Origin of the sequence: Natrinema salifodinae, from assembly GCF_900110455.1 — an archaeon.
In the GTDB taxonomy this organism is placed as follows: Archaea; Halobacteriota; Halobacteria; order Halobacteriales; family Natrialbaceae; genus Natrinema; species Natrinema salifodinae.
Genome location: NZ_FOIS01000001.1, coordinates 669,862 through 689,535 on the forward strand (window position 1 = coordinate 669,862; position 19,674 = coordinate 689,535).

Sequence of the window (19,674 nt, forward strand, 5' to 3'; positions counted from 1 at the left end):
CCCGTTGGCACAGCAGGTGATCGTGACCCCAGTATCAGGTTACGCGACTGTCACGACACGGACAAAGCGTATTACGATCGATCGCTCATTCCCCTACGAGAGCTATGCCGTCGGAATCGTCGATCGCGGTTCGCCTGGTCGCGTGTCTCGTCGCCGCGATGCTGTTCGGCAGCGCGGTCGCGGGCGTCGCGAGCGCCGCGGCGGGACCGTCGAGTTCGGTCGCGCCGACAATCGATGACGCCAGCCTCGAGAGTGACCGGCTGACCGCGTCGATCGGCTCGATGATCGACGAGACGACGGAGCCGGTCGAAAACGCGACCGACACCGCGATCGACGAGGGCGAGGGGACGACCGATACTGTCGAGAATGCAACCAATACGACGACCGATGACTCCGAACCGGTCGTCGACGGGACGACCGATATCGTCGACGACGCCGCCAATAACCTGACCACCATTGGCGAATCGGTCGAGAACGCCACTGAGAATACGACGAGTGCGGTCGACGACACCGTCGACGAGACGACGGAGACCGTCGACACGACGGCCCCGGAAGTCGATGCCGAACTCGAGAGCGACGCCGAGACCGGGCCTAACGCGTCGGTCGGCGCCGAGGCGTCGGTCGGCGGCGCGACCGCGAACGCAGACCGCGACGACGCGACCGACGACGGATCCGGTACCGAACCCGCGGCCGGCGACGACGGCAGCGGCGACGCGAACTCGTCCGAATCCGGGCCGCCAGACGCGGGCGACGCGGCGACCGATGCGGTGTTAGTCGGTCTGTTGGGGGCGATCACCGCCTCCGGTGCCGCGGCGGGCGGGGCCGGCGCAGGGGCGTCCGGGGCCGGTGCTGCCAGCGGCGCGAGCACCGCGACGGCCAGTTGGCTCGGCCAGGCGCGCGAACTGGACGCGCTCCGGCGTGCAGGGTCGGACCTCTGGAAGCTCCTCCCGATCTTCCGGTACAGCCGCTACGATGACTCCGATCCGCTCGAACACGACCGCCGCCGGGCGGTCTACGAGGCGATTCGGGACGAGCCGGGCGCGTACCTCTCGCAGCTCAGCGATCGGACCGGGGTGCCCCTCTCGACGGTTCGCCACCACGTCCGCGTCCTCGAAGAGGAGGACCTGGTGACCGACAGCAAGGTCAACGGGAAGCGCCGCTACTTCCTCGAGGAGGCGGACGCCGAACTCCAGGCCGCCCTCGCGGAACCCGCCAAGCGCGACGTGCTCGAAGCGCTCGCCGACCTCGGCCGCGCTCACAACGGCCGCCTGGCGGACGAACTCGGCCGCGATCCCAGCACGATATCGCACCACCTCTCCGCGCTCGAGGAGGACGGTCTGGTCGTCCGTGAGAAGGACGGGCGGGCGATCGTCAACGAACTGCCGCCGGCGGTCGAGGCGGCCCTGATCGACGAGCCCGTGCCAGCGGCGGATTCGCGACCGGCGCCGGCGGACGACTGAGGCACTTCTTTCCCGCCATCGGCCGGAGTGGCCGGTTATGTGTCCGAGTCCGACGTCTCGAAGTACAGCTCCGCGTGGTTCGCACAGCCGGGGTTGAACGCGGCGTCGCAGGCGGGACAGCGGTAGTCGGCCGCGAGATACTCGGGCACGGTATGTTCGTCCCCGCAGACGCCACAGAGCACGGACGGCTCGTCGAATCGCTCGCGCGGCCAGGGGATCGCCTCGTGGTCCGCGCGCTCCTCGTGGCACCGAAAACACGGGTAATACCGCTCGCAGCAGGCGAACCGAAATGCGACGACATCGCGCTCCGTGCGGTAGTGGGCACAGCGCGTGTCGGAATCGACGTCGACGCCGACAACGTCGTGGGACCCGATCGATTGCACGATTGGAGCGACGGCCGGCGGGTGCTTCGGGGTTGCGGTCCGCGCCATCATCCCAATGACCAAAAACCGGGGAACAGCGGATGTATTCGAACTCAGGCGGAAGGTTCGAGATCTTTCGCGTCGAGATCGCCCTCGAGATAGGCGTGGCCGTCGTCGGTGATCGTGTAATAGCCGTCGTCAACCTTCTCTACGAGACCGTACTCGATGAGAACGCGGAGCCGTTCGTGAACCGTACTTTGTGATTTATCAATATTCCTCGCAATAGCGGTCGGTCCGATCTCCAACCCTTTGTCGAGAGCTTCGAGAATGAGATTATCCGTGGGGAGTTGCATCCATTCTCCCGGTTTTCTCATCACCGTTGAAAGGGTGAATCGACATTTAGTTGGTTCGAATACGCCCGTTTGTCGTACAGTACTGTCCGATATATTGGACAGAATGGGCCGAAAACTTATAGCGGAGGAACAAATATCGGTATACTAACGCGATCCACACGCGGACCTGACCGTCCGTCGGCTCCGTTGTGAAAATGCGGACCGGTGCTAGAGCCACTGGTCCGCGCGGCTCGCGTAGCTATGGGACGCAAGCCATGTCCGACGACACGTCACGGGGCCTTGAAAGCCCCGACACGAGAGTCGCATCGCTCCGCTTTGATCACCTCGACGCCGCTCGCGACGATCACGATGGCTAACCGCAACGAAACCCCGATCGGCGTTGACATCGGCGAGTACAACCTCTATACGGCCTGCCCGACCGCCCTCCCAGACTGGCGGGGCGCGTTCGCGATCCCCGGCGACGACCTCTGCCGGCGCCTCGACGTCCTCCGGCGCCAGGCCGCCGCCTTGCTCGCCAGCGGTTTCGATCGGGACCCGATCGCCGCCCACGTCCGGCAGCGCCGCGACGCCCTCGTCGCGGACCTCGACGCCGCGGCCCGCGAAATCTGCGAGTACGCGTCCGCCTACGACGATCCGGTGCTGGTCACCGAAGACAGCCACTACCGGCCGGACCTGTGGGCGTGGCTGATCGACCCCGACGCCCACCGCGGCTCGTCGTGGCTGCTCCCCGCGGCGCACCTGCGGCTGCGAGCCGTCGCCGCCGAGTACGAAATTCCGGCGGCGACGGTGCCCGAAGCGTACTCCACGCAGGAGTGTCACGCCTGCGGCGTGCTCGGCGACCGGGAGCAGAATACGCTCCTCCGATGCGACAATCCGGCCTGTCGCGTCGACGCCGTCGGCGCCGATTTCAACGCCGCGACGGTCCTCGCCAGGCGCTACTTCCCCGGCCGGTGCTGTGACTACCGGCCACGCGATCCGTCCGGGACCGACGATCGACCGGTGCTCGCCGCCAACGGCGCCCCTTCGGACTGAGTGACCGGCCTCGTCGTATCGAATCCGATCTCGCCAGGCGAACCGAACCGCGACGTCGTCGCGGTCCGTGCGATAGCGGACGGATTCGGTCTCCGGACCGGTGCCTCAAACTGGTTGCGGGCGCGGGGTTCGAATCGGTTCGACGGAATCAGGACTCTTCGGTGGTTCGGACGGCGTTCCGGGTCGGAATCGGGTATGAAAAATGAACTGACGGCGGCAGTGAGCGACGAACGGAGTGAGGTGGGCGCTGCCGACAGTCGCCACTCGCGTCCCCGAACGGGGCTGCGGGGCGAGCGCAGTCGACTCGCGGCCGCTACTCGAACTCGGCGGTGTCGCCGCGTCGGTAGCGGTCGACCCGGCGGTAGCCGTGGACGACGGCGTCGGGATCGAGTTCGATCTCGTACCGGCCGATGATGTCCTGCGTGTCCGGCACGGCCCGGCGCTCGACGACCTCGACGATCGCGCGCCAGCCGTCGTCGGTCGGCGAAATCTCGCTGACGCCGTCGAACTCGTGGCCGATGAGTTCGCCGGCGGTCGACTTGACGGTTTTCCGGACCGTGAGGATGCCCGCGATTTCGTCCTGGTCGGTGTCGACGTCCGCGTCGACCGCCTCGGGATCGGTCCGCTCGTCGGCGGTCATGTCGACCGATCCGCTCGACGCCGATGCGTCGGCACCCTCGGCCTGGTCGTCCGGCTGCTCCTGCTCGGCCTGTTCCTCCTGTTTCTCCTGTTCGGTTGCTTGACTGTCGCTCACTGTCGGATCACTCTCGTCGTGTTGGTAGCAGAAGCCGTCGTCTCGGGCCGGCCGCGAGCAGCGCTCTCCGTCCGCGGTGAGGGCTTTGCACTGCTCTCGTGACTGGCTGTCGGCTTCGGCCATTGGTTTGGACTCAGTTCGTTACGCGTGTCGGTTCGGAGCCCTCCGTTTCGGGTCAGACCGTTTCGGCGATCTGCGACCGCAGGTGGTCGACGTCCTCGCCGTTGTTGCCGACGACCTTCGGCGCGAGCACGTCCGTGAAAACGGTCGTCAGCGTCTCGTCGTCGAACTCGCCGGTCTCGTCGTGGCCGTCGAAGATCGTCAGTCCCTTCGCGGCCGTAATCGCCGCGCGCGTGCCGACGACGACGTCGAGTTCGTCGCGCAGCGCTCGCGTCGTCTCGACGATCGTCGCGATGTCCTCTTCGGCGAGATCGACGTGTGCGTCGACGATCGCGCGTTCCGTCTCGTCGTCGTAGTAGTCGACGTGAACGCCGATGAACCGGTCGAGCAGCGCGTCCTGCTGTTTGTGGACCCCGGCGTACTCCACGTCGTTGGACGTGAGGATCGCCCGGAAATCGGGGTGGACGTCGATCGTCCGATCGTCGCCGCGCTTGCCTGGTCGTTCCAGAACGCCCTCCTCGAAGACCGAGAGGAGGACGTTGTGGGCGGCGGGATCGCTGCGCGAGAACTCGTTGTAGACGAGCGTCGCACCTTCGCGGACGGCAACCGACAACGGGTTGTCGACCCACCGCTCGCGGACGATCTCCGTCTGTTTGCTGACGCCGCCGACGAACTGGTCGTCCTCCTTGTAGCGTTCGCCGCCGGCGTGGTCGCCGACGAGCGCGGCGGTGTCGACCGCTTCGTCGCCGTTGATCCAGACGACCGGGCGGCCGCGTTCGGCGGCTGCAGACAGCGCGAGCGCCGTCTTACCACAGCCCGTCGGCCCGATCAGGTGGACCGGCTGATCGGCGTCGAGCCAGCCGTTGATGCGGCCGCGCAGCGACGCGACGGCGTCGGTCTCGACGAACGGGTCCGGGGCGACTTCCGCGGGATCGGAGAGGGGGGTGTCGCCGCTTCGTTCGCCAGCGTTTGATGCCTTTCGCGCGAGCTCCTTCTTCGCTCGTCGGCCCTCCTTCTGTTCGCGACTGGCCCGGATCTTCTTGCCGCGGACCTTGCGCTTGCGCGAGGCGTCGTCGGCCATGGACGCTTACTCTGATGCCGACTGCGGTGACGATTCGGGGCGGGGCTCGACCTCGAGCTCTTCGAGTTCGTCGAGATCGCCTTCCGCGGTGGCTTGCTCAATTTTGGCGATCTCCTCCGCGTAGTGCAGGAAGGTGTCGACCGAGGCGACCACGACGCGGGCCTCAATCGTCAGCAGCTCGATCCCGACGACCGAGATCCGTGCCCAAACGTCGATGACGACGCCCTTGTCGAGGACGCGGTCCAGTACTTCCGCGAGACTCGAGGAGTCAGGTCTTCGTTGTGGTTGTGCCATACAGCAGATCTTGACCGGCAGTTCGTAACACCCCTTTGACTGCGTCTGCAAGCCGATTGACCAGCCGGCGTCGTCGGTATGCATTCTCGCGGAACGCTGATCTCGATCGCGACAGGAAGGCAACCGCACGAGGGAGGCTGCGATTGCAAGCACTACCATAACCCACGCCGACACCGAACGCTTCACGATGATACTCGAGTGCTCGTCACGGTGTCGTCCACGAGGAGCATCGCTATCGTAGTCATGCTATCGAGACGCCTCCCACACCCCAGTGTACGCACGCGTTTATCGGTCCGTCAGCACCGGCGACGATCCGGTAACGGCCGTCGACTACTGAGATCGAACCGAATAGGTGACGATTCCATGCACGTCCAGCGAGTGATCCGTCGATGACCAACCGATACGTCTACGGCGTCGTCGAATCGGCCGACGTCGAGTTCGAAACCGACGCCGTCGCCGGCGCCGACCGCGTCTACACGATCTCCCACCGACGATTCGGGGCCGTCGTTTCCGACATCGACACGACCGACCCCGAAGAGACCGACGAGGACGCCCAACGGCACGACGACGTCCTCCGAGAGATCATGGAGTACGACGGCGAGACGACCATCGTCCCGATGCAGTTCGGAATGGCCTTCGAGAGCAACCGGGAGCTGAAAAACGTCCTGCGGGGAGCGCGACCGGCGTTCCGGCGCGCGATGCGTGACATTGAGGGCAAGATCGAACTCGGCCTCAAACTCGTTAGCGAGGAAGACGCCGACGTCGACCGCGACGCGCTCGAAGAGGACGTCGCGAACCGGTTCGAGCCCATCGCCGCGCAGTCCGTCGCGAACGACCTGTTCAGCGACCGGCTCGTCCTCAACCGCTCGTATCTCGTCGACCGCGACAGGCAAGCCGAATTCGACGACGCGGTCGCGCAGTTCGAGGACGAGCGCGACGACCTCGTCGTCCAGTACACGGGTCCGTTCGCACCGTACAGCTTCGTCGACGTAAAGATCGGAGCCCAACAATAACCATGTTCATCCTCGACGACCTCCTGTTTCGACCGTTCGTCGGCATCGTCGACGCACTGCACTCCATCGCGCTCGACGAAATGTACGACGTGGAGGCCATCGAGGACGACCTCAAGGAGAACCAGTTGCTGTACGAACTCGGCGAGCGCTCAGAAGAGGAGTATCGGCGCCGCAAAGACGAACTCGAAGAAGAACTCGAAGTCGCCCGCGACGTCCACGAACGGCTCTCGAGCGGGCGCGTCGAGGTGAAAAAATAACGATGAGCGACGGTACCGACATCCCGGACGACGACCGCGACGAATCGCCCGACGACCACCGCGCCGACGACGGCCGACCAGGCGACGGTCGATCCGACGATCATCGTCCCGACGACCGCCGATTCGACGGGAGCAAAAGCGAAGACGAGGGGCCCGACCACTGGCTCTCGAGCCTGCTGTCCGCCCTCGAATCGCTCGAGAGCGGCGCGACCTCGCGGTCCGGTCGGCGGCGGGGCGACCACGCGGTGTTCGATTACGACGTGTCGATCCGGTCGGGCGACGACCTGTGGGACGACAGCCGGTTCGATCGACCCGCGGACGAGACCGACCGGTTCGGCACCGACGCTCGGGACCGCCCGCGAACCCGTCGCCGCCGCACGTCGCCCTCGAGCGACCACCACCTGACGACGCGGCGGCACGACGACGAGTTGCTCGTCACCGCGGACGTCGCGGGGAGCGACCGAGAGGAGGTCACGGTCGGGTTCGACGACGACACGCTCGTCGTCGCCGTCGAAGAGCGCGAGGTCGACCGCATCGACGTCCCCTGGCGCGAGCGGACCGCCGATGCGACCATCAAGAACGGTGTGCTGACCGTTCAGATCCGCCCGAAGACGAACTCGAGCGACGATTCGGGATCGACCGACGAAACCGAACCCGGAACAGACGACGGGGGACAGCAATGAGTGACGCCGACTCCGAGCCGGAGACGGGGGCGGAGGCGGACGCGTTCGACGAGTTGGTCGCGGACGCGAAAGAGAGCCTCGACCGGCTCGAGGGCCACCTCGGCGATGCCGACGCGCTCGACGACCTCGACAACGATACTCTCGAGACGGTCGTCGGCGACGTCAACGCCCTCGTCCGGGTCGCCGAGGAGGTCGAAGACCTGCTCGAGGCGATGGACCTCAGCGAACTGCCGGACGCGGTCGACGGGGACGAACTCCTCGACGCGATCGAACTCGGTGAGATTCCCGACGCGCTGGCCAACGAGGACGAGGGCGTCGGCGACATCGTCGATTTCACGGCGCTGTTCGACGCGATCGACCTGCTGAACGCCTGGAACGCGGCGGACCTGAGCGAGGTCTGGGAGGCGAAACGCGAACTGGATGACGCCGTCGGCGAACTCGAAGACGGGGACGACGCCGGACTGATCGAGGATGCGGTGTCGGACATCGCGGACGACGATGACGACGATGACGACGACTTGCTCGAGACGGGAATGGACACCGCGGAGACAGCTAAGCAGGCGCTCGGCGACATCAACGTCGCGGAGGATCCGGAGGCCTACCAGGTCGCTATCCAGCAGCAGGCTATGGAAGGGATCGACGCCTTCCGGACGGCGCTACTGGAGACGCACGAACAGTTCGAGCGCCTCTACGAGTTCAACCGCGAGAAGATGCGCCGTCAGGATACGAGCACGAACTCGCGAAACCCGACGGCGGCGTCGACGATTCCGGTCGACAGGCGGGACCTCGGGAGCAACGCGCGGTACGCGACGGTTCCGCAGGACGTCAAGCTCTCGACGGCACCCAGCCGGAAACGAATCTACGGGCGGCGCTTCGAACTCGAGCGGGAACGACGGAGGAGGAACAATGACTAACCCATCGATACAACGCCGACGCGGAGGACCGCCAACGACCGATCAGATTCCGGCGACCGCAACGAGATCAGCGACGGGGTCGACCGACGTCGGAGGTGACGACCGTGCCCGATGACTTCCAACCCAGCCGGCAGAAGGCCGACCTCGCCGAAGTCATCGAGATGCTGCTGGACAAGGGGATCGTCATCAACGCCGACATCGCCGTCTCGATCGGCGACACGCAACTGCTCGGCGTTCAGGTCCGGGCCGCGATCGCCTCCTTCGAGACGGCGGCGAAGTACGGTCTCGAGTTCCCCGAAGGGACGGACATGCGCCGGGTCGCCGAGGCCGTCGGCGACCCCGAGCTCGCGGAGATGGAGCGGCCGAAACCGCCGATCGATCCCACCCGGAGCGTCAACGTCACCGCCGACGAGGAGGTCGCCGGCGACCGGAACGAAAGCGCCGAGAGCACCGATACCGACGGCGGTGCCGACAGCGACGGCGAGTCGACTGCGAGCAACCTGGCCGTCGACGAGGGCGACATGGTGAGCGAACGCCTCGGCGCGCGCCCGGAACCGGACCGGCCGACCAGCGGCGGGTTCGACCTGCTCAGCGGCTCCGACGACGACGCAGACGCCGACGCGAGCGACGACGGCGAGCGCGAGTCGGCATCGGCCGACGAGGAATCCGAGGCGAGCGAGGCCGAAGCCGAAGCGGACGCGAACTCGGAGGGTGAGGACGCGTGACGACGATCGACGTCGGCGACGGCGAGGACGCGCGACAGGGGCTCGTGACCCTGGTCGTCACCGTCGTCGAGATCCTGATCGACGCCTTGGAGCGCGAGGCGGTTCGGCGCATGGAATCGGGCAACCTCTCGGACGAGGAAATCGAACGCCTCGGGAGCCAGCTCGCGACCATCGAGGCCGAGATCGAACAGCTCAAAGCCGACGAGGGGATCGACGACGGCGTCGACGACCTGCGGGGCGACCTGAACGGAATCGTCAACGACGCCATCGAACAGCTCCACGGCGCCCATCACGAGGGATCGACCGCACCTCGGACGCCAGGCTACTCCGTCTTCGGAGGTGACGACGAATGAGTCACGACGGATCGGGCGACGCCGGCGCCAGCCCTGGCGTCGGCACCGGGACCGACGACCGACTCGAAACGCTCGACGACCAGGCGACCGCCGGCCAGGCCGACGCCGAGGCCCCGGAGATCGACGAGGGCCGGTACCTCTACTGCATCGTCCGGGCCGACGAAGACGCGGACCTCGACGTGACCGGCGTCGACGGCGAACCGGTCACCGTCGTCGCCGAAGACGGGATCGGCGCCGTCGTCCACGCCTGCGACGGGATCTACGACTCGGCGGACCTCGCCCAGATCAGGCGCTGGCTCGTCCGCCACCAGACGGTCGTCGACGAGGCGGGTCAGGCGTTCGGGACGCCGATCCCGTTCCAGTTCGACACGATCCTCCGCGGCGACGACGAGGCCGTCCGCGAGTGGCTCCGCGAGGAGTCTGACACCCTGGAACGGGCGCTTGCCGGACTCGCCGGGCACTGGGAGTACCGCGTCGACGTCGTCGAGGTCGATCCCATCGGCGACGAGGAACTGATCGAGCGCGACGAGCGACTGCGCGAACTCGACGAGCGGATCGGCGGCTCCGAGGAAGGCACCGCGTTCCTGCTCGAGAAGAAATTCGACCAGCGGCTGTCGGAGCTCCGGGCGGCCCGCCGGGAGTCGCTGACCGCCGATCTGCAGGATCGCCTGGCCGACGCGGCCCGCGAGGTCCACGCGCTCGAGCGCTCGCCGAGCGCGAAGCTGTCCGACGACCTGGCGGATGCAGACGGCGACGACTCCGACGGCGAGACCCTCTGTCGGCTCACGCTGTTAGCCCACGAGGACGACGAGGGGACGATCGGGTCGATCCTCGACGACGTGGCCGCGGCCGACGGGCTCGAGGTCAGGTTCACCGGGCCGTGGCCGCCGTACACGTTCGCGCCGGAACTCGGCGGTGACGGCGACGGCACCGGTGCCGACAGCGACGCGCCGAACCCACAGCCATGAGACCGCAAAAGGACGACGAAGCGTTCGTGGACGTGCTCGACGTGCTGCTCAGGGACGGCGCGGTCCTGCGCGCTGACGTAATCGTCTCGGTCGCGGACATCCCGCTGGTGGGCATCAAGCTCACGGCGGCGATCGCCGGTATGGAGACGATGAACGAGTACGGCCTCTTCGAGGAATGGGACGGCAGCCGACGGCGGGCGGCCGTCAGACGTCGCCAGTACAGGAGGCCCAACAAGCCCGACGCCGAGACCGAACTCGAATCCGAACCGGCCGGCGAGCCCGGAACCCTCGACGAACTCGGCGTCGGCACCGCTCACGAGGGCGTCGACGACCGGGACGACGCAGACGGCGCGCCGGACTGACGATTGCTGGCCGTCCGATGCAGCAGGAAACTGAGATCGAGAACGAAAACGGACAGACACGCAGACGGCGTGAAGCGGAAGCAGAAGCGAAAGCGGCGAGAGGAGCGGCACTACTGCGCTCGCGGTCGTCGAAATCGATCGATATCGATCGATATCGGGCAGGCCGAATTCCGGACGGCACTCCCCCAAACCCGGACGGAGCGGGCTGGGGATGCCGGTCAGGCGTACTTCGGCCGTTCCGTCGTGTGTTCGACGTCGCCGGTGACGGTCTCCTCGTCGCGGTCCTCGTCGTAGACGTACTGCCCGGTCGCACCGCAGAGCGTACACTCGTACGTCTCGGAGATCTCGTTGATCAGTTCGCCGTCCTCGAAGTACACGCGGCTCTGCGTTATCTGCAGGAACTGGGCCGTCTCGCAGTTAGTGCAGGTGATCATATCCGTTCGATAGCCACCACCGGTTGTAGTTATCCGGCTTGTAACCGAAAGGGACGGCCGCCTATGGGGCTCTTACCCGGTCGACGCGCGCGAATCGGGGTGCGGCCGGATACAGCTTCCAGGCGGAGTCGTTCAACCCTGATCAAACGGACGTAATAACAGCATAATCCCGGGACGGGAACGGAATCGATTCGAGAGACGACGAACTCATTACCCCGGCGAAAACACCGCTTTCTCGGGGGAAACGAGCCTATTATAGTCACCGCTATCGACGGTTTCGGATCGGTTTCGAGCCGACCGGGCCGGCCATCGCCGTCCCGTCCGATCGGCGAGAGCCGACGGCGGTGCGATCGGGTGGCTCCCGACGCAGCGATCACGTATCGATATCGACATCGACTGCGATCCGCTCGCCCGTCCTGGCCGACTCGTAGGCCGCTTCGGTCAGCGCCGTCACTCGAAGCGCGTCCCGGACCGTCGCCGGCGGCTCGGTTCCCGCCCTCACACTCTCGATGAAGGCCTCGGCGCGGGACTGCTCGCGACGGGGATCGATGTAAGGGACGTGCTCCCCCGCGTCGGCGTCGATCTCGAAGATCTCCCGCGAGCCCCACTGGATCCCTTCGAGGTAGACGGCACCCTCGCCGTCCCAGAGGTGGACGTGCTCGCGGACCGACGGCGCGTCGCCGTGGAACGAGAAGGTCCCGGTCGCACCGTTTTCAAACGCGACGTCCAAGTGGGCGCGGCGGTCGACTCGTCGGTCCTCGTCGTGAAAATCCATGCTCGCCGCGACGGACGCCGGCTCCAGACCGGTCGTCCAGAGGACGCCGTCCAAGACGTGACTACCCGTATCGTACAGGAATCCGCCTCCCGAGAGGTCGGGATCGAGTCGCCAGGTCCCCCGCGAGTCGTCGATCCAGCCCTGGGTGATCGAGGCGGTCAGCCACTCGGGTTCGTGAGCGGGAGCGGCAAACCGCTCGCGGGCGGTCCGAAACGCCGTCTGGAGGTGGCGCTGGTAGCCGACCATCACGGTCCGATCGCTCCGTTCGACGCGCTCGGCGAGGTCGCGGGCCCGTTCGAGGTCGGTCGTCAGCGGCTTGTCGCAGTAGACGTGATAGCCCCGGTCGAGCGCGGCGACGACCTGCTCGTAGTGGAGGGTGTGCGGGGTTCCGACGAGCACCGCGTCGAGCGGTGCGTCAGCGAGCATCGTCTCGTACTCGGCGTACCGGCGGTCGGCCGAGATGGCGAACGCCTGACCGACCTCGTCGCGGAGCGCCGCGTCGAGGTCGCAGATCGCCTCGACGGTCGCGTCCGGATGGCGGTGGAACTGCCCGCCGACGGTGGTACCGATGTAGCCCAGGCCGACGATACCGATGCGAATCGGACGTGACGCAGCGTCGTCACTCATACGGGCCCGCACAGCGCGCAGCGATATCCCTCTGGCGGCGTCGCAGGCAAGTACCCCGTCGATTCCCCGCCGTAAGCGGCCGGCTACTGCTTCGAAGGGGGCGGCTGTCGATCCATAGGAGGGTGCTACGGCCGGATTACACGCCGCCTGCGGGTGGTTCGGGCCTGCTACCGGCCTCCAAGCGAGCGCATAACAATACTCGAACCCCGCGTTGGCCGATGTGCGGGGTTGCAAAGACCCCCGCCGGGTACGCGCTCGGCCCAACCGGCGACGCGCTGACCGGCCGATTGCGTGCGTTCGTGCCCGGATCGCTCGGACGTGGACTCGCCCCCGCTTCGAGTACGCTCATGTCTCTCACGCCCAGGGCGGTTCCCGCCCCGCCCGGGTTTCACGCGGCCGACTCGTCGACCGAAATCGACCGAAAAGCCGCGGCTCCGAGTATCGATCGAAAGACCGCTCCTCGCGGAGCGCCGCTTAGAACTCCGTGATGACCGGGATCCCGACCGTCTCGTAGTCGTCCATCGCGGCCAGGGTCTCCGGCGCGTCCTCGAGCGACAGCGTCTCGCCGATGATCTTACTCGGCTCGAGGGTCCCCTGGGCGATCAGGGAAAACAGTTCCTCGTAGCGGACCAGCGGCATGCCGAACGAGCCGTGGAAGTCGATCTCCTGCATCGTCATGACGTCGACGGGGAGGTTGATCTGGCCCGCCTCCTCGCCGGTGGTGAGCCCGACCTGGACGTGACTGCCGCGGGTACCGAGGCTGGTAACCGAGTTCTGGCAGGTCTCGGCGATGCCCAGCGCGTCGATCGAGACGTCGGCCCCGCCGTCGGTGATCGCTTTGACTTCCCGCGGGGCGTTGTCGACGTCGGCGCCGTTGATCGTCTCGACGGCGCCCAACTCCTCGGCCCGCTCGAGTTTGCTGTCGAGGACGTCGATCGCGATCGGATGCGCGCCAAGCGCCCGAGCGATGTGGATCGCCGAGAGCCCGACGCCGCCGCAGCCGTGGACCGCGACCCAGTCGCCTGGCCGGAGGTCGGCCCGATCGGCCAGCGCGTGATAGGCCGTCATGAACCGACAGCCCAGGCCGGCCATCTCGGCGAAGTCGACCTCGTCGGGGAGTTTTACGCAGTTGAAGTCGGCTTCCCGGACGGGAAATGCCTCCGCGAACGCCCCCGGCGCGTACTCCGAGAGTCCGAGCGGGAGCACCGTCTCGCAGTTGTTCGCCCGCCCCTCGCGGCAGTGGGCGCAGTTCCCGTCGCCGAGGTGGAACGGCACCGCCACGCGGTCGCCCGCCGCGAGCGTTTCGACGTCCTCGCCGACCGCGGCGACGACGCCCGCGGGCTCGTGGCCGAGGATCTGCCCCTCCGGGACGCCCGCACCGATCCAGCTCCAATCGCCCTGCCAGGCGTGCCAATCGCTGCGACAGATGCCACAGGCCTTCGTCTCGACGACGACCTGGTCCGGTTCCGGTTCCGGGTACTCGACGTCCGTGATCGCAAGCGGTTCTCCGTGTTCTTCGATGACGGCTGCTCGCATGTCCCTCGGTTTCGGGGGACACCATAAAAGTTTATGAGGTATTTATCGCGCATCGGAGCGGCGTCGATCCGCATCGTCCGTGGAGCGGTCACACTGGTACGCGCGCTCGCACGTCGGCCGACGGGCGACACACCGGCCGAACCACCGTTCTTCTCTTATACTATCGGTGCCTACTGAGCGCGGAATGTCCCATCGTTCGCGGTACATCCACGGGCTGGGGGTCCTGTTCATCGCGATCGCGGCGGTCCAATCGGTCGTCAAAGTGGTCAACGGTGGGGTGCCTCTGGAAGCGACGATCGACTTCGTGTTGATCAGCCTTCCGGGGATTCTCTTTCTGTACGTCGGCGGCTGGTTGTCGAGCACGGACCTCGATCCCGAACTCTACCCCCGGATCGCGATCTGGAGCCTCGGCGGCGTCAGCGTGATGTTCGTCTTTCTTTTCTTGCGTGCGGTTCACCCCGGAGTCGCCGCCTCGTTCACGTTCGGAGAGCGCGCCATCGCGTTAGCGCTCGGGTCGGTCGCGGGCCTCGGAATCGGCATTCACGAAGCGCAGGCGATCACTCGAGAGCGGGAGGTCAATCAGCGAAACGAGGCGCTGAAGCGAACGCGGCGACGGCTCGAACGGCGGAATCGGGAGCTATCGCAGACGCGAGACGACCTCGAAGCCGCGGTAGAACGGTTACAGGAGTCCAACGAGCGATTGGATCACTTCGCTTCGATCGTCTCCCACGATTTACGGGAACCGCTCCGAATGGTGACGAGTTACCTGGGACTCATCGAGGACAGGTACGCCGACGACCTCGACGACGACGGCGAGGAATTCATCGAGTACGCCGTCGACGGGGCCGAGCGGATGCAGACGATGATCGACGACTTACTCCGGTACTCGCGGATCGAGACGAAGGGGAACCCGTTCGAACCGGTCGAGCTCGACGCCGTGCTCGACGACGTCCGCCAGGACATACGGGTCAGCGCGGACGAGACCGACGCGACGATCACGGTGGAGTCGCTCCCGTGCGTCCGCGGCGACGAGAGCCAACTGCGCCAGCTGTTTCAGAACTTACTGTCCAACGCGATCGAGTACAGCGGCGACGACCCGCCCCGAATTCACGTCGCCGCCGATCGAACCGAGGCGACGTGGGTCCTCTCGGTCCGCGACCACGGCATCGGGATCGATCCCGACGATCAAGACCGCATCTTCGAACTCTTCCAGCGCCTCCACGCGATCGACGACTCCGAGGGATCGGGAATCGGCCTGGCGTTCTGTCGCCGCATCGTCGAGCGACACGGCGGCGAGATCTGGGTCGACTCCGAGCCCGGTAACGGATCGACGTTCTCGTTTACGCTGCCGGACGCCGTCGACGCGCCGGTACCCGCCGACGCGAATCCGCAGCACTAGATCGGGTTCGCGCGAGCGGCGATCACAGACTGAACGGATCGCCGCTCGCGATAGCTCACTGCGATCGGTTGCCGATGACGACAGTCAGGGACGCCTACGGCTCCAGGAAGTCATTTGACGCTGCGTGTGGACGTCCGGACCATGGGGATTCGTACCGCGGTCGATCAGAACCCGCTGCTCGCGTTCGGGCTGCTGTTCATCGCCGGCTGGGCCGTCTTCGTCGGCTCGCACATCATCAGCGTGATGGGGAGCATCACCGGCGGCGACTGGGTCGGCCGACACGGCCTCGGCGGCCTGATGGGACTGCTCGTGCTGGCGATCTTCCTCGGCATCGTGATCGCCGCGTTCGGCGCGCTCAGCGAACCGGAACCGGCGCCCAACGAGTGGCCGCCCGAGTAACGGCCGCCGACCGCTCGTCGACTGCTCGTCGACCGCCCGCCGCGACTCCGACCAGTTGATACGCGATGTACGACGAATGCACTCGATGCAGACAGATGGACCGAATTGCCCACCTCAATCCCGACCAGGCGTACCGCCGCCGTCTCAACTGCGAGGAACGCACGCGCTGGGAGTTCGCCTTCCGCGGGGAGGGCGTGTCGCCGTGACCCTCGAAATCGACGTCAGCGACCGGTTCCTCGAGGCCGCGACCGAGTGGGGCGACAACCGCCTCATGGACGACGAGCAGGCCCTCGAGACGAAGGCCGAGCAGGCCCTGCTCGAGATCGAACACCTCGTTTCCGGTGCGAACGAGGTCGACTTCGAGGTCGACGCCGACGAGGGCGTCATCTACCACGAACCCACCGACGAGCTCGACGCGTTCCTCGAACGCCAGGCCGACGAAGTCGGGCTCGACCCTGACGCGGTGCTGGCGTTGCACGTCGATCTGTTCGCCCGCGCGTTCCTCGACGACGCGGACGGCGGGTCGGCGTCGGACCGACCGGACGATCCGCGGCCGTTCTGACGCGGGGGTGGGCGGCCGTTCCGCAACTGTTCTCGCTCTCGGCCGAGATCGAGCCGGGGCCGAGCCCCGCATGACGCGGAACGTCTAGGCGAACCCTGACAAAAGCATAAGCCCGTCACTAGTGCACACATAGCTATGACCCACACCGACTGGCGACCGGACCCGGACCTCGACAAGAAACGCGATCGGGAGGTTTGGACGCACACCGCGCCGCACAACATCAACGACGGCGAAGTCGACGGCGACGTCTCCTTCAGCGACGAGGTGTTGGCGCCGTTCGTCGACGACGAGGAGGACGAGTCCGAAGACGAGGAGTGACGACGGCGCGGCTCCGTCGGCGCACCGCCGCCAGGCGACGGCCGGGCCGCGACCGGCCTGAAATCAGGCCATCTGCACCGAGATTTCCTCCTCGAACGCGATGTACCCTTCGAGCAGCGCCGCGACGGCCGCGTAGAAGCGCTCGTCGGTACGCTCGTGGACGTCCGCGGCCAGGTCGTCGATCCACTCGGAGAGGTGCTCCTCGTGGAACACCCGCTGGTAGCCGAACGTCTCCTCGTACCCCGCTCGCTGTCGGCGGATCAGGTTCCGGAGAAAGGCCAGTTCGACGGCGACGTAGTCGTTCTCCTCGGGGTAGTCCTCGGGCGGCGACCACCCCGCCGCGCCATAGCTGGCTTCGACCTCCGCCAGGCCCTCGCCGCGGAAGTCGGTGTCATCGCGGTAGTAGGTCTCGTGGGGGAGGATCGGCGGCCGCGGACCGACGAACAGCCGCGTGAACTCGCGTTCCAGGTCGGCCTGAACGTCGGCGACGTCGCGGTGGCGGTTCTCTTCGATGAACGCTTCGAGCGCTGCGAACCCCCGATCGAGGTCCTCGCTGACGCTGTCTTCGGGGAGCATCACGTCCTCGGAGAGCAGCGTCTCGACGAACGCCTCGTCGGGGACGTCGACGAACGCGTCGATCAGGAAATTCACTAACTCGGTTCGGGCGTCGTACAGCGCTCGTTGGTTGACACTCATGGGTACGATTACTCACCTCGGTGGAGCAGTTGCGCGCGGCAGTCGCCGCAGTACTCGAAGACGCTGCCGCGGGCACTCGGCGCGATGCCAGCGACGACGTCGCCGACCTCCGCCTGGATCTTCCGCGCGGTCCCCTCGCTCGTGAACGGCTTCCCGCAGTTGCGACACTCGCGCATTTCGCCGTCGAAGACCTCGGTCCAGGCGGGATCGGTGCCGTCGCCCGCGGCCTCGTTCTCGTCGTCTTCGACGTCGCGGTTCTCCGGCAGCAGCGACAGGTCGAGGCCGTCGCGCATCGTGATGACGTCCTCGACGCAGCCCTCCTCGCAGAGCCCGCAGTTCACGCACCGCTCGTGGTTGAACTCGAGGACGGCGTCGGCCTCGTTCCGGCGGATGGCGTCGGTCGGACAGAGGTTCGAACATGTCGGCGTGAGCGTACAGCCGTCGGCGACCTCCATGCGGCCGAAGTCCTTCAGCCCGCGGATCACGTCGCGGTCGGGCTCGACGTGCTCGAGGATCGCGCGGACGCTCTCGAGCGTCCAACCGTGGCTGTCGAACGGCGGGTTCTCGCGCTCGGGGTCGTCGATCCCGCCGGTGGCCTCGTGTTCGCCGACCGGAACCGGCGAGTCGTCGAGAGCGGCGGTGAACGACGAGAGTTCCTCGGCGAACGCTGCGGGCGCGTCGGGATCGGGCGCGACGAACGCGACCCGCTCGCCGAGTCCCAGGTCCGCGGTCGCGCGATCGAGCCGGTCGACCAGGTCGGCCTTCGGCTCCGGCCCGGAGTGGCGGCAGTCGCCGCCGCAACCGACGATCGCGACGCCGTCGGCGCCGGCCGCCAGCGCGTGCATCGCGTGGGCCTCGCCGACGGTATCGGTACAGTTGACGCGCACGGGGAGGATCGGCGGGTACTCGATATCGGCCTTCCCCGCGGCGGCCAGGCGACCGTACTCGGCCAGCGCGTCGTCGGCGTCTTCGGAGCAGACGAAGGCGACGACGGCCGTATCGAGGTCCGAGCCCGAACGGTTCAGGAGCCAGCCGCCCTCCTCGCCGGTCGGTCGGAGCAGGGCCTCGACCTCGCGGGCGAGGCGCTCGTTCGAGGGTTCGCGGAGCCGCGTCGCGCCCGTGGGGCAGGCGCTTGTGCAGGCGCCGCAGTTCTGGCAGGCCTCCTTGTGGAACTCGACCTCGTCGATCCGCGCGCGCTCGACGGCGTCGTGGGGGCAGGCCTCGACGCACTCGTTACAGCCGGGCTGGCTCGAGTCGCCGGCCGCACAGACGTCCATCTCGAGGTCGAGGTGGTCGGGTTTCTCGATTCCGCCGAGCAGGTCTTTCACCGCCGAGATCGTCGCCGCGTCGATCGGCGCGGTGTAGAAGCCGATCCGCCCGCCGCGGGCCGCGCTGGAGGCCGCGGGGTAGACGACCTGGTCGAACTCGAGCGTGCGCTCGGTCCCGTCGAGGTCGATCGCGTCGGTGGGACAGACGTCGGTCCAGTCGCCGTCGGGAGCCTCGGGGTCGACGTCGACCGGGTAGCGCGTCACCGCGCCGTCCGGGCCCTCGCGGACGCACTGCATGCAGGACACGCAGTCCTCCGTGACGCGGGACTCGAGGCGGACGGAAAAGTCGCCGAACCGGCCGTCGACGCCGACCACGCGGCCGCGTTCGATCGTCACCTCGTCGAGGGCCGGCGCCGCGTCGACGTACTCCTCGCCGTCGGCGATCAGGGTCACGTCCGCATCGTCGGCCAGCGCCGCCGCGGTCTCCGGATCGGCCACGACCGCGACGCGCTCGCCGGCCGCCCGCGAGACCGATCGGGAGACCGGTTCGGTCTCGAGACCGGCGCGCCTGGCGGTGACCAAGCGAGCGGTCTTGGCCGTGGCGTCGGCTTCGTCGTGGACCCAGCCGGCGCCCTCTCGCTGGTCGACGAACTCGACGGCGTCGGGGTGAAGCCCCTGCTGTTCGGCGACCCGTTCGAGCTTTCGCTGGACCCGCGACTCGGGGCACGTGACGATCAACTGGTCGAGGTCGTACTCGTCGATCACCTGCTCCATCGCGGGGAGGCCGTCCTCGCAGAGCAGGCTCGAACTGGCCGCGACGTCGACGTCGGCGATGCCCTCGCGGACGCCCTCCAGATCGATGTCGCAGGTGTCGGCGCACGAGCAGACGAAGCTCCCGACCTTCATCTCGTCATGCTATATCATGGCAG

At 67.1% G+C, this 19,674-nt stretch carries 24 protein-coding genes; 14 read left to right on the forward strand and 10 right to left on the reverse strand.

Going from position 1 to position 19,674, the window contains the following annotated elements; genetic code table 11:
• The first annotated feature begins 104 nt into the window (after window positions 1-104).
• Window positions 105-1,460, forward strand: a complete 1,356-nt coding sequence (locus BMY29_RS03140) for a winged helix-turn-helix transcriptional regulator (RefSeq protein ID WP_049989794.1) — start codon at window positions 105-107, stop codon at window positions 1,458-1,460.
• A 35-nt stretch (window positions 1,461-1,495) separates the two neighbouring features.
• Here the strand turns inward: BMY29_RS03140 and BMY29_RS03145 are convergent, their stop codons facing one another.
• The gene (locus tag BMY29_RS03145) at window positions 1,496-1,843 is read right to left on the reverse strand and encodes a CHY zinc finger protein (protein WP_049989895.1); all 348 of its coding nucleotides are present in this window, start codon (window positions 1,841-1,843) and stop codon (window positions 1,496-1,498) included.
• Between the two features lie 92 nt (window positions 1,844-1,935).
• Window positions 1,936-2,175 carry a winged helix-turn-helix domain-containing protein gene (locus tag BMY29_RS03150; RefSeq protein ID WP_049989793.1) on the reverse strand — a complete coding sequence of 80 codons (240 nt, stop codon included), beginning with the start codon at window positions 2,173-2,175 and terminating at the stop codon, window positions 1,936-1,938.
• A gap of 348 nt (window positions 2,176-2,523) precedes the next feature.
• On the opposite strand from BMY29_RS03150, the gene BMY29_RS03155 reads away from it, so the two are divergent.
• Complete coding sequence (locus BMY29_RS03155) at window positions 2,524-3,207, forward strand: zinc ribbon domain-containing protein (RefSeq protein ID WP_049989894.1); 684 nt, start codon at window positions 2,524-2,526, stop codon at window positions 3,205-3,207.
• Window positions 3,208-3,520: 313 nt separating this feature from the next.
• Here BMY29_RS03155 and gvpO read toward each other — a convergent pair whose 3' ends face one another.
• The 3 genes from gvpO to gvpA are packed head-to-tail and all read right to left on the reverse strand — an operon-like array spanning window position 3,521 to window position 5,456.
• Window positions 3,521-4,084 (reverse strand): gas vesicle protein GvpO, halophile-type, encoded by a 564-nt coding sequence (gene gvpO, locus BMY29_RS21380; RefSeq protein WP_049989792.1) that lies wholly within the window; start codon window positions 4,082-4,084, stop codon window positions 3,521-3,523.
• A 52-nt stretch (window positions 4,085-4,136) separates the two neighbouring features.
• Window positions 4,137-5,162 carry a gas vesicle protein GvpN gene (gene gvpN / locus BMY29_RS03165; protein ID WP_049989791.1) on the reverse strand — a complete coding sequence of 342 codons (1,026 nt, stop codon included), beginning with the start codon at window positions 5,160-5,162 and terminating at the stop codon, window positions 4,137-4,139.
• A 6-nt stretch (window positions 5,163-5,168) separates the two neighbouring features.
• A complete protein-coding gene (gene gvpA, locus BMY29_RS03170; protein ID WP_049989893.1) occupies window positions 5,169-5,456 on the reverse strand; it encodes a gas vesicle protein GvpA in 288 nt (95 codons plus the stop codon).
• A gap of 389 nt (window positions 5,457-5,845) precedes the next feature.
• Here gvpA and BMY29_RS03175 point away from each other — a divergent pair, with 389 nt between their 5' ends.
• From BMY29_RS03175 to gvpM, 8 genes are all read left to right on the forward strand, one after another.
• The gene (locus BMY29_RS03175) at window positions 5,846-6,469 is read left to right on the forward strand and encodes a GvpL/GvpF family gas vesicle protein (protein WP_049989790.1); all 624 of its coding nucleotides are present in this window, start codon (window positions 5,846-5,848) and stop codon (window positions 6,467-6,469) included.
• Window positions 6,470-6,471: 2 nt separating this feature from the next.
• Window positions 6,472-6,726: a gas vesicle protein GvpF gene (gene gvpF, locus BMY29_RS03180; protein WP_049989789.1), complete on the forward strand. Its 255-nt coding sequence runs from the start codon at window positions 6,472-6,474 to the stop codon at window positions 6,724-6,726.
• A 2-nt stretch (window positions 6,727-6,728) separates the two neighbouring features.
• Window positions 6,729-7,409 carry a DUF7127 family protein gene (locus BMY29_RS03185; protein ID WP_049989788.1) on the forward strand — a complete coding sequence of 227 codons (681 nt, stop codon included), beginning with the start codon at window positions 6,729-6,731 and terminating at the stop codon, window positions 7,407-7,409.
• A complete protein-coding gene (locus tag BMY29_RS03190; RefSeq protein ID WP_049989787.1) occupies window positions 7,406-8,323 on the forward strand; it encodes a hypothetical protein in 918 nt (305 codons plus the stop codon). The genes BMY29_RS03185 and BMY29_RS03190 overlap by 4 nt, the downstream gene beginning before the upstream one ends.
• Before the next feature lie 95 nt (window positions 8,324-8,418).
• Window positions 8,419-9,048 (forward strand): gas vesicle protein GvpJ, encoded by a 630-nt coding sequence (gene gvpJ / locus BMY29_RS03195; RefSeq protein WP_394297060.1) that lies wholly within the window; start codon window positions 8,419-8,421, stop codon window positions 9,046-9,048.
• On the forward strand, window positions 9,045-9,401 hold the full coding sequence (locus BMY29_RS03200) for a gas vesicle protein K (protein ID WP_049989786.1): 357 nt from the start codon (window positions 9,045-9,047) through the stop codon (window positions 9,399-9,401). Before gvpJ ends, BMY29_RS03200 begins: the two co-directional genes overlap by 4 nt.
• Window positions 9,398-10,369, forward strand: coding sequence for a gas vesicle protein GvpL (gvpL, locus tag BMY29_RS03205; RefSeq protein WP_049989785.1), 972 nt, complete (start codon window positions 9,398-9,400; stop codon window positions 10,367-10,369). Before BMY29_RS03200 ends, gvpL begins: the two co-directional genes overlap by 4 nt.
• Window positions 10,366-10,731, forward strand: a complete 366-nt coding sequence (gene gvpM / locus BMY29_RS03210) for a gas vesicle protein GvpM (RefSeq protein ID WP_049989784.1) — start codon at window positions 10,366-10,368, stop codon at window positions 10,729-10,731. Before gvpL ends, gvpM begins: the two co-directional genes overlap by 4 nt.
• Before the next feature lie 218 nt (window positions 10,732-10,949).
• Here gvpM and BMY29_RS03215 read toward each other — a convergent pair whose 3' ends face one another.
• The 3 genes from BMY29_RS03215 to BMY29_RS03225 form a co-directional block, all read right to left on the reverse strand.
• Window positions 10,950-11,165, reverse strand: coding sequence for a hypothetical protein (locus BMY29_RS03215; RefSeq protein ID WP_049989783.1), 216 nt, complete (start codon window positions 11,163-11,165; stop codon window positions 10,950-10,952).
• 373 nt (window positions 11,166-11,538) lie between these two features.
• Complete coding sequence (locus BMY29_RS03220) at window positions 11,539-12,567, reverse strand: Gfo/Idh/MocA family protein (protein WP_049989782.1); 1,029 nt, start codon at window positions 12,565-12,567, stop codon at window positions 11,539-11,541.
• Window positions 12,568-13,041: 474 nt separating this feature from the next.
• Window positions 13,042-14,103, reverse strand: a complete 1,062-nt coding sequence (locus BMY29_RS03225) for a zinc-dependent alcohol dehydrogenase family protein (protein ID WP_049989781.1) — start codon at window positions 14,101-14,103, stop codon at window positions 13,042-13,044.
• 184 nt (window positions 14,104-14,287) lie between these two features.
• Here BMY29_RS03225 and BMY29_RS03230 point away from each other — a divergent pair, with 184 nt between their 5' ends.
• The 4 genes from BMY29_RS03230 (at window position 14,288) to BMY29_RS03245 (ending at window position 16,781) form a co-directional block, all read left to right on the forward strand.
• A complete protein-coding gene (locus tag BMY29_RS03230; protein ID WP_049989780.1) occupies window positions 14,288-15,502 on the forward strand; it encodes a sensor histidine kinase in 1,215 nt (404 codons plus the stop codon).
• A 141-nt stretch (window positions 15,503-15,643) separates the two neighbouring features.
• Window positions 15,644-15,901, forward strand: coding sequence for a hypothetical protein (locus BMY29_RS03235; protein ID WP_049989779.1), 258 nt, complete (start codon window positions 15,644-15,646; stop codon window positions 15,899-15,901).
• A gap of 202 nt (window positions 15,902-16,103) precedes the next feature.
• The gene (locus BMY29_RS03240; RefSeq protein WP_049989778.1) at window positions 16,104-16,463 is read left to right on the forward strand and encodes a hypothetical protein; all 360 of its coding nucleotides are present in this window, start codon (window positions 16,104-16,106) and stop codon (window positions 16,461-16,463) included.
• Window positions 16,464-16,598: 135 nt separating this feature from the next.
• Entirely contained in the window at window positions 16,599-16,781 is a 183-nt protein-coding gene (locus BMY29_RS03245) for a hypothetical protein (protein WP_049989777.1), read from the forward strand.
• A gap of 63 nt (window positions 16,782-16,844) precedes the next feature.
• Here the strand turns inward: BMY29_RS03245 and BMY29_RS03250 are convergent, their stop codons facing one another.
• Both BMY29_RS03250 and BMY29_RS03255 read right to left on the reverse strand, forming a co-directional pair.
• Window positions 16,845-17,477, reverse strand: coding sequence for a TorD/DmsD family molecular chaperone (locus BMY29_RS03250; RefSeq protein WP_049989776.1), 633 nt, complete (start codon window positions 17,475-17,477; stop codon window positions 16,845-16,847).
• An 8-nt stretch (window positions 17,478-17,485) separates the two neighbouring features.
• Window positions 17,486-19,651: a hydrogenase iron-sulfur subunit gene (locus tag BMY29_RS03255; protein WP_049989775.1), complete on the reverse strand. Its 2,166-nt coding sequence runs from the start codon at window positions 19,649-19,651 to the stop codon at window positions 17,486-17,488.
• Between the last annotated feature and the right edge of the window lie 23 nt (window positions 19,652-19,674).

Coding starts and splice junctions, on each gene's coding strand:
- BMY29_RS03140 (WP_049989794.1), top strand. CDS start 105: ATGCCGTCGGAATCGTCGATCGCGGTTCGCCTGGTCGCGTGTCTCGTC.
- BMY29_RS03150 (WP_049989793.1), bottom strand. CDS start 2,175: ATGCAACTCCCCACGGATAATCTCATTCTCGAAGCTCTCGACAAAGGG.
- BMY29_RS03155 (WP_049989894.1), top strand. CDS start 2,524: ATGGCTAACCGCAACGAAACCCCGATCGGCGTTGACATCGGCGAGTAC.
- gvpO (WP_049989792.1), bottom strand. CDS start 4,084: ATGGCCGAAGCCGACAGCCAGTCACGAGAGCAGTGCAAAGCCCTCACC.
- gvpN (WP_049989791.1), bottom strand. CDS start 5,162: ATGGCCGACGACGCCTCGCGCAAGCGCAAGGTCCGCGGCAAGAAGATC.
- gvpA (WP_049989893.1), bottom strand. CDS start 5,456: ATGGCACAACCACAACGAAGACCTGACTCCTCGAGTCTCGCGGAAGTA.
- BMY29_RS03175 (WP_049989790.1), top strand. CDS start 5,846: ATGACCAACCGATACGTCTACGGCGTCGTCGAATCGGCCGACGTCGAG.
- gvpF (WP_049989789.1), top strand. CDS start 6,472: ATGTTCATCCTCGACGACCTCCTGTTTCGACCGTTCGTCGGCATCGTC.
- BMY29_RS03185 (WP_049989788.1), top strand. CDS start 6,729: ATGAGCGACGGTACCGACATCCCGGACGACGACCGCGACGAATCGCCC.
- BMY29_RS03190 (WP_049989787.1), top strand. CDS start 7,406: ATGAGTGACGCCGACTCCGAGCCGGAGACGGGGGCGGAGGCGGACGCG.
- gvpL (WP_049989785.1), top strand. CDS start 9,398: ATGAGTCACGACGGATCGGGCGACGCCGGCGCCAGCCCTGGCGTCGGC.
- gvpM (WP_049989784.1), top strand. CDS start 10,366: ATGAGACCGCAAAAGGACGACGAAGCGTTCGTGGACGTGCTCGACGTG.
- BMY29_RS03215 (WP_049989783.1), bottom strand. CDS start 11,165: ATGATCACCTGCACTAACTGCGAGACGGCCCAGTTCCTGCAGATAACG.
- BMY29_RS03220 (WP_049989782.1), bottom strand. CDS start 12,567: ATGAGTGACGACGCTGCGTCACGTCCGATTCGCATCGGTATCGTCGGC.
- BMY29_RS03225 (WP_049989781.1), bottom strand. CDS start 14,103: ATGCGAGCAGCCGTCATCGAAGAACACGGAGAACCGCTTGCGATCACG.
- BMY29_RS03230 (WP_049989780.1), top strand. CDS start 14,288: ATGTCCCATCGTTCGCGGTACATCCACGGGCTGGGGGTCCTGTTCATC.
- BMY29_RS03235 (WP_049989779.1), top strand. CDS start 15,644: ATGGGGATTCGTACCGCGGTCGATCAGAACCCGCTGCTCGCGTTCGGG.
- BMY29_RS03245 (WP_049989777.1), top strand. CDS start 16,599: ATGACCCACACCGACTGGCGACCGGACCCGGACCTCGACAAGAAACGC.
- BMY29_RS03250 (WP_049989776.1), bottom strand. CDS start 17,477: ATGAGTGTCAACCAACGAGCGCTGTACGACGCCCGAACCGAGTTAGTG.
- BMY29_RS03255 (WP_049989775.1), bottom strand. CDS start 19,651: ATGAAGGTCGGGAGCTTCGTCTGCTCGTGCGCCGACACCTGCGACATC.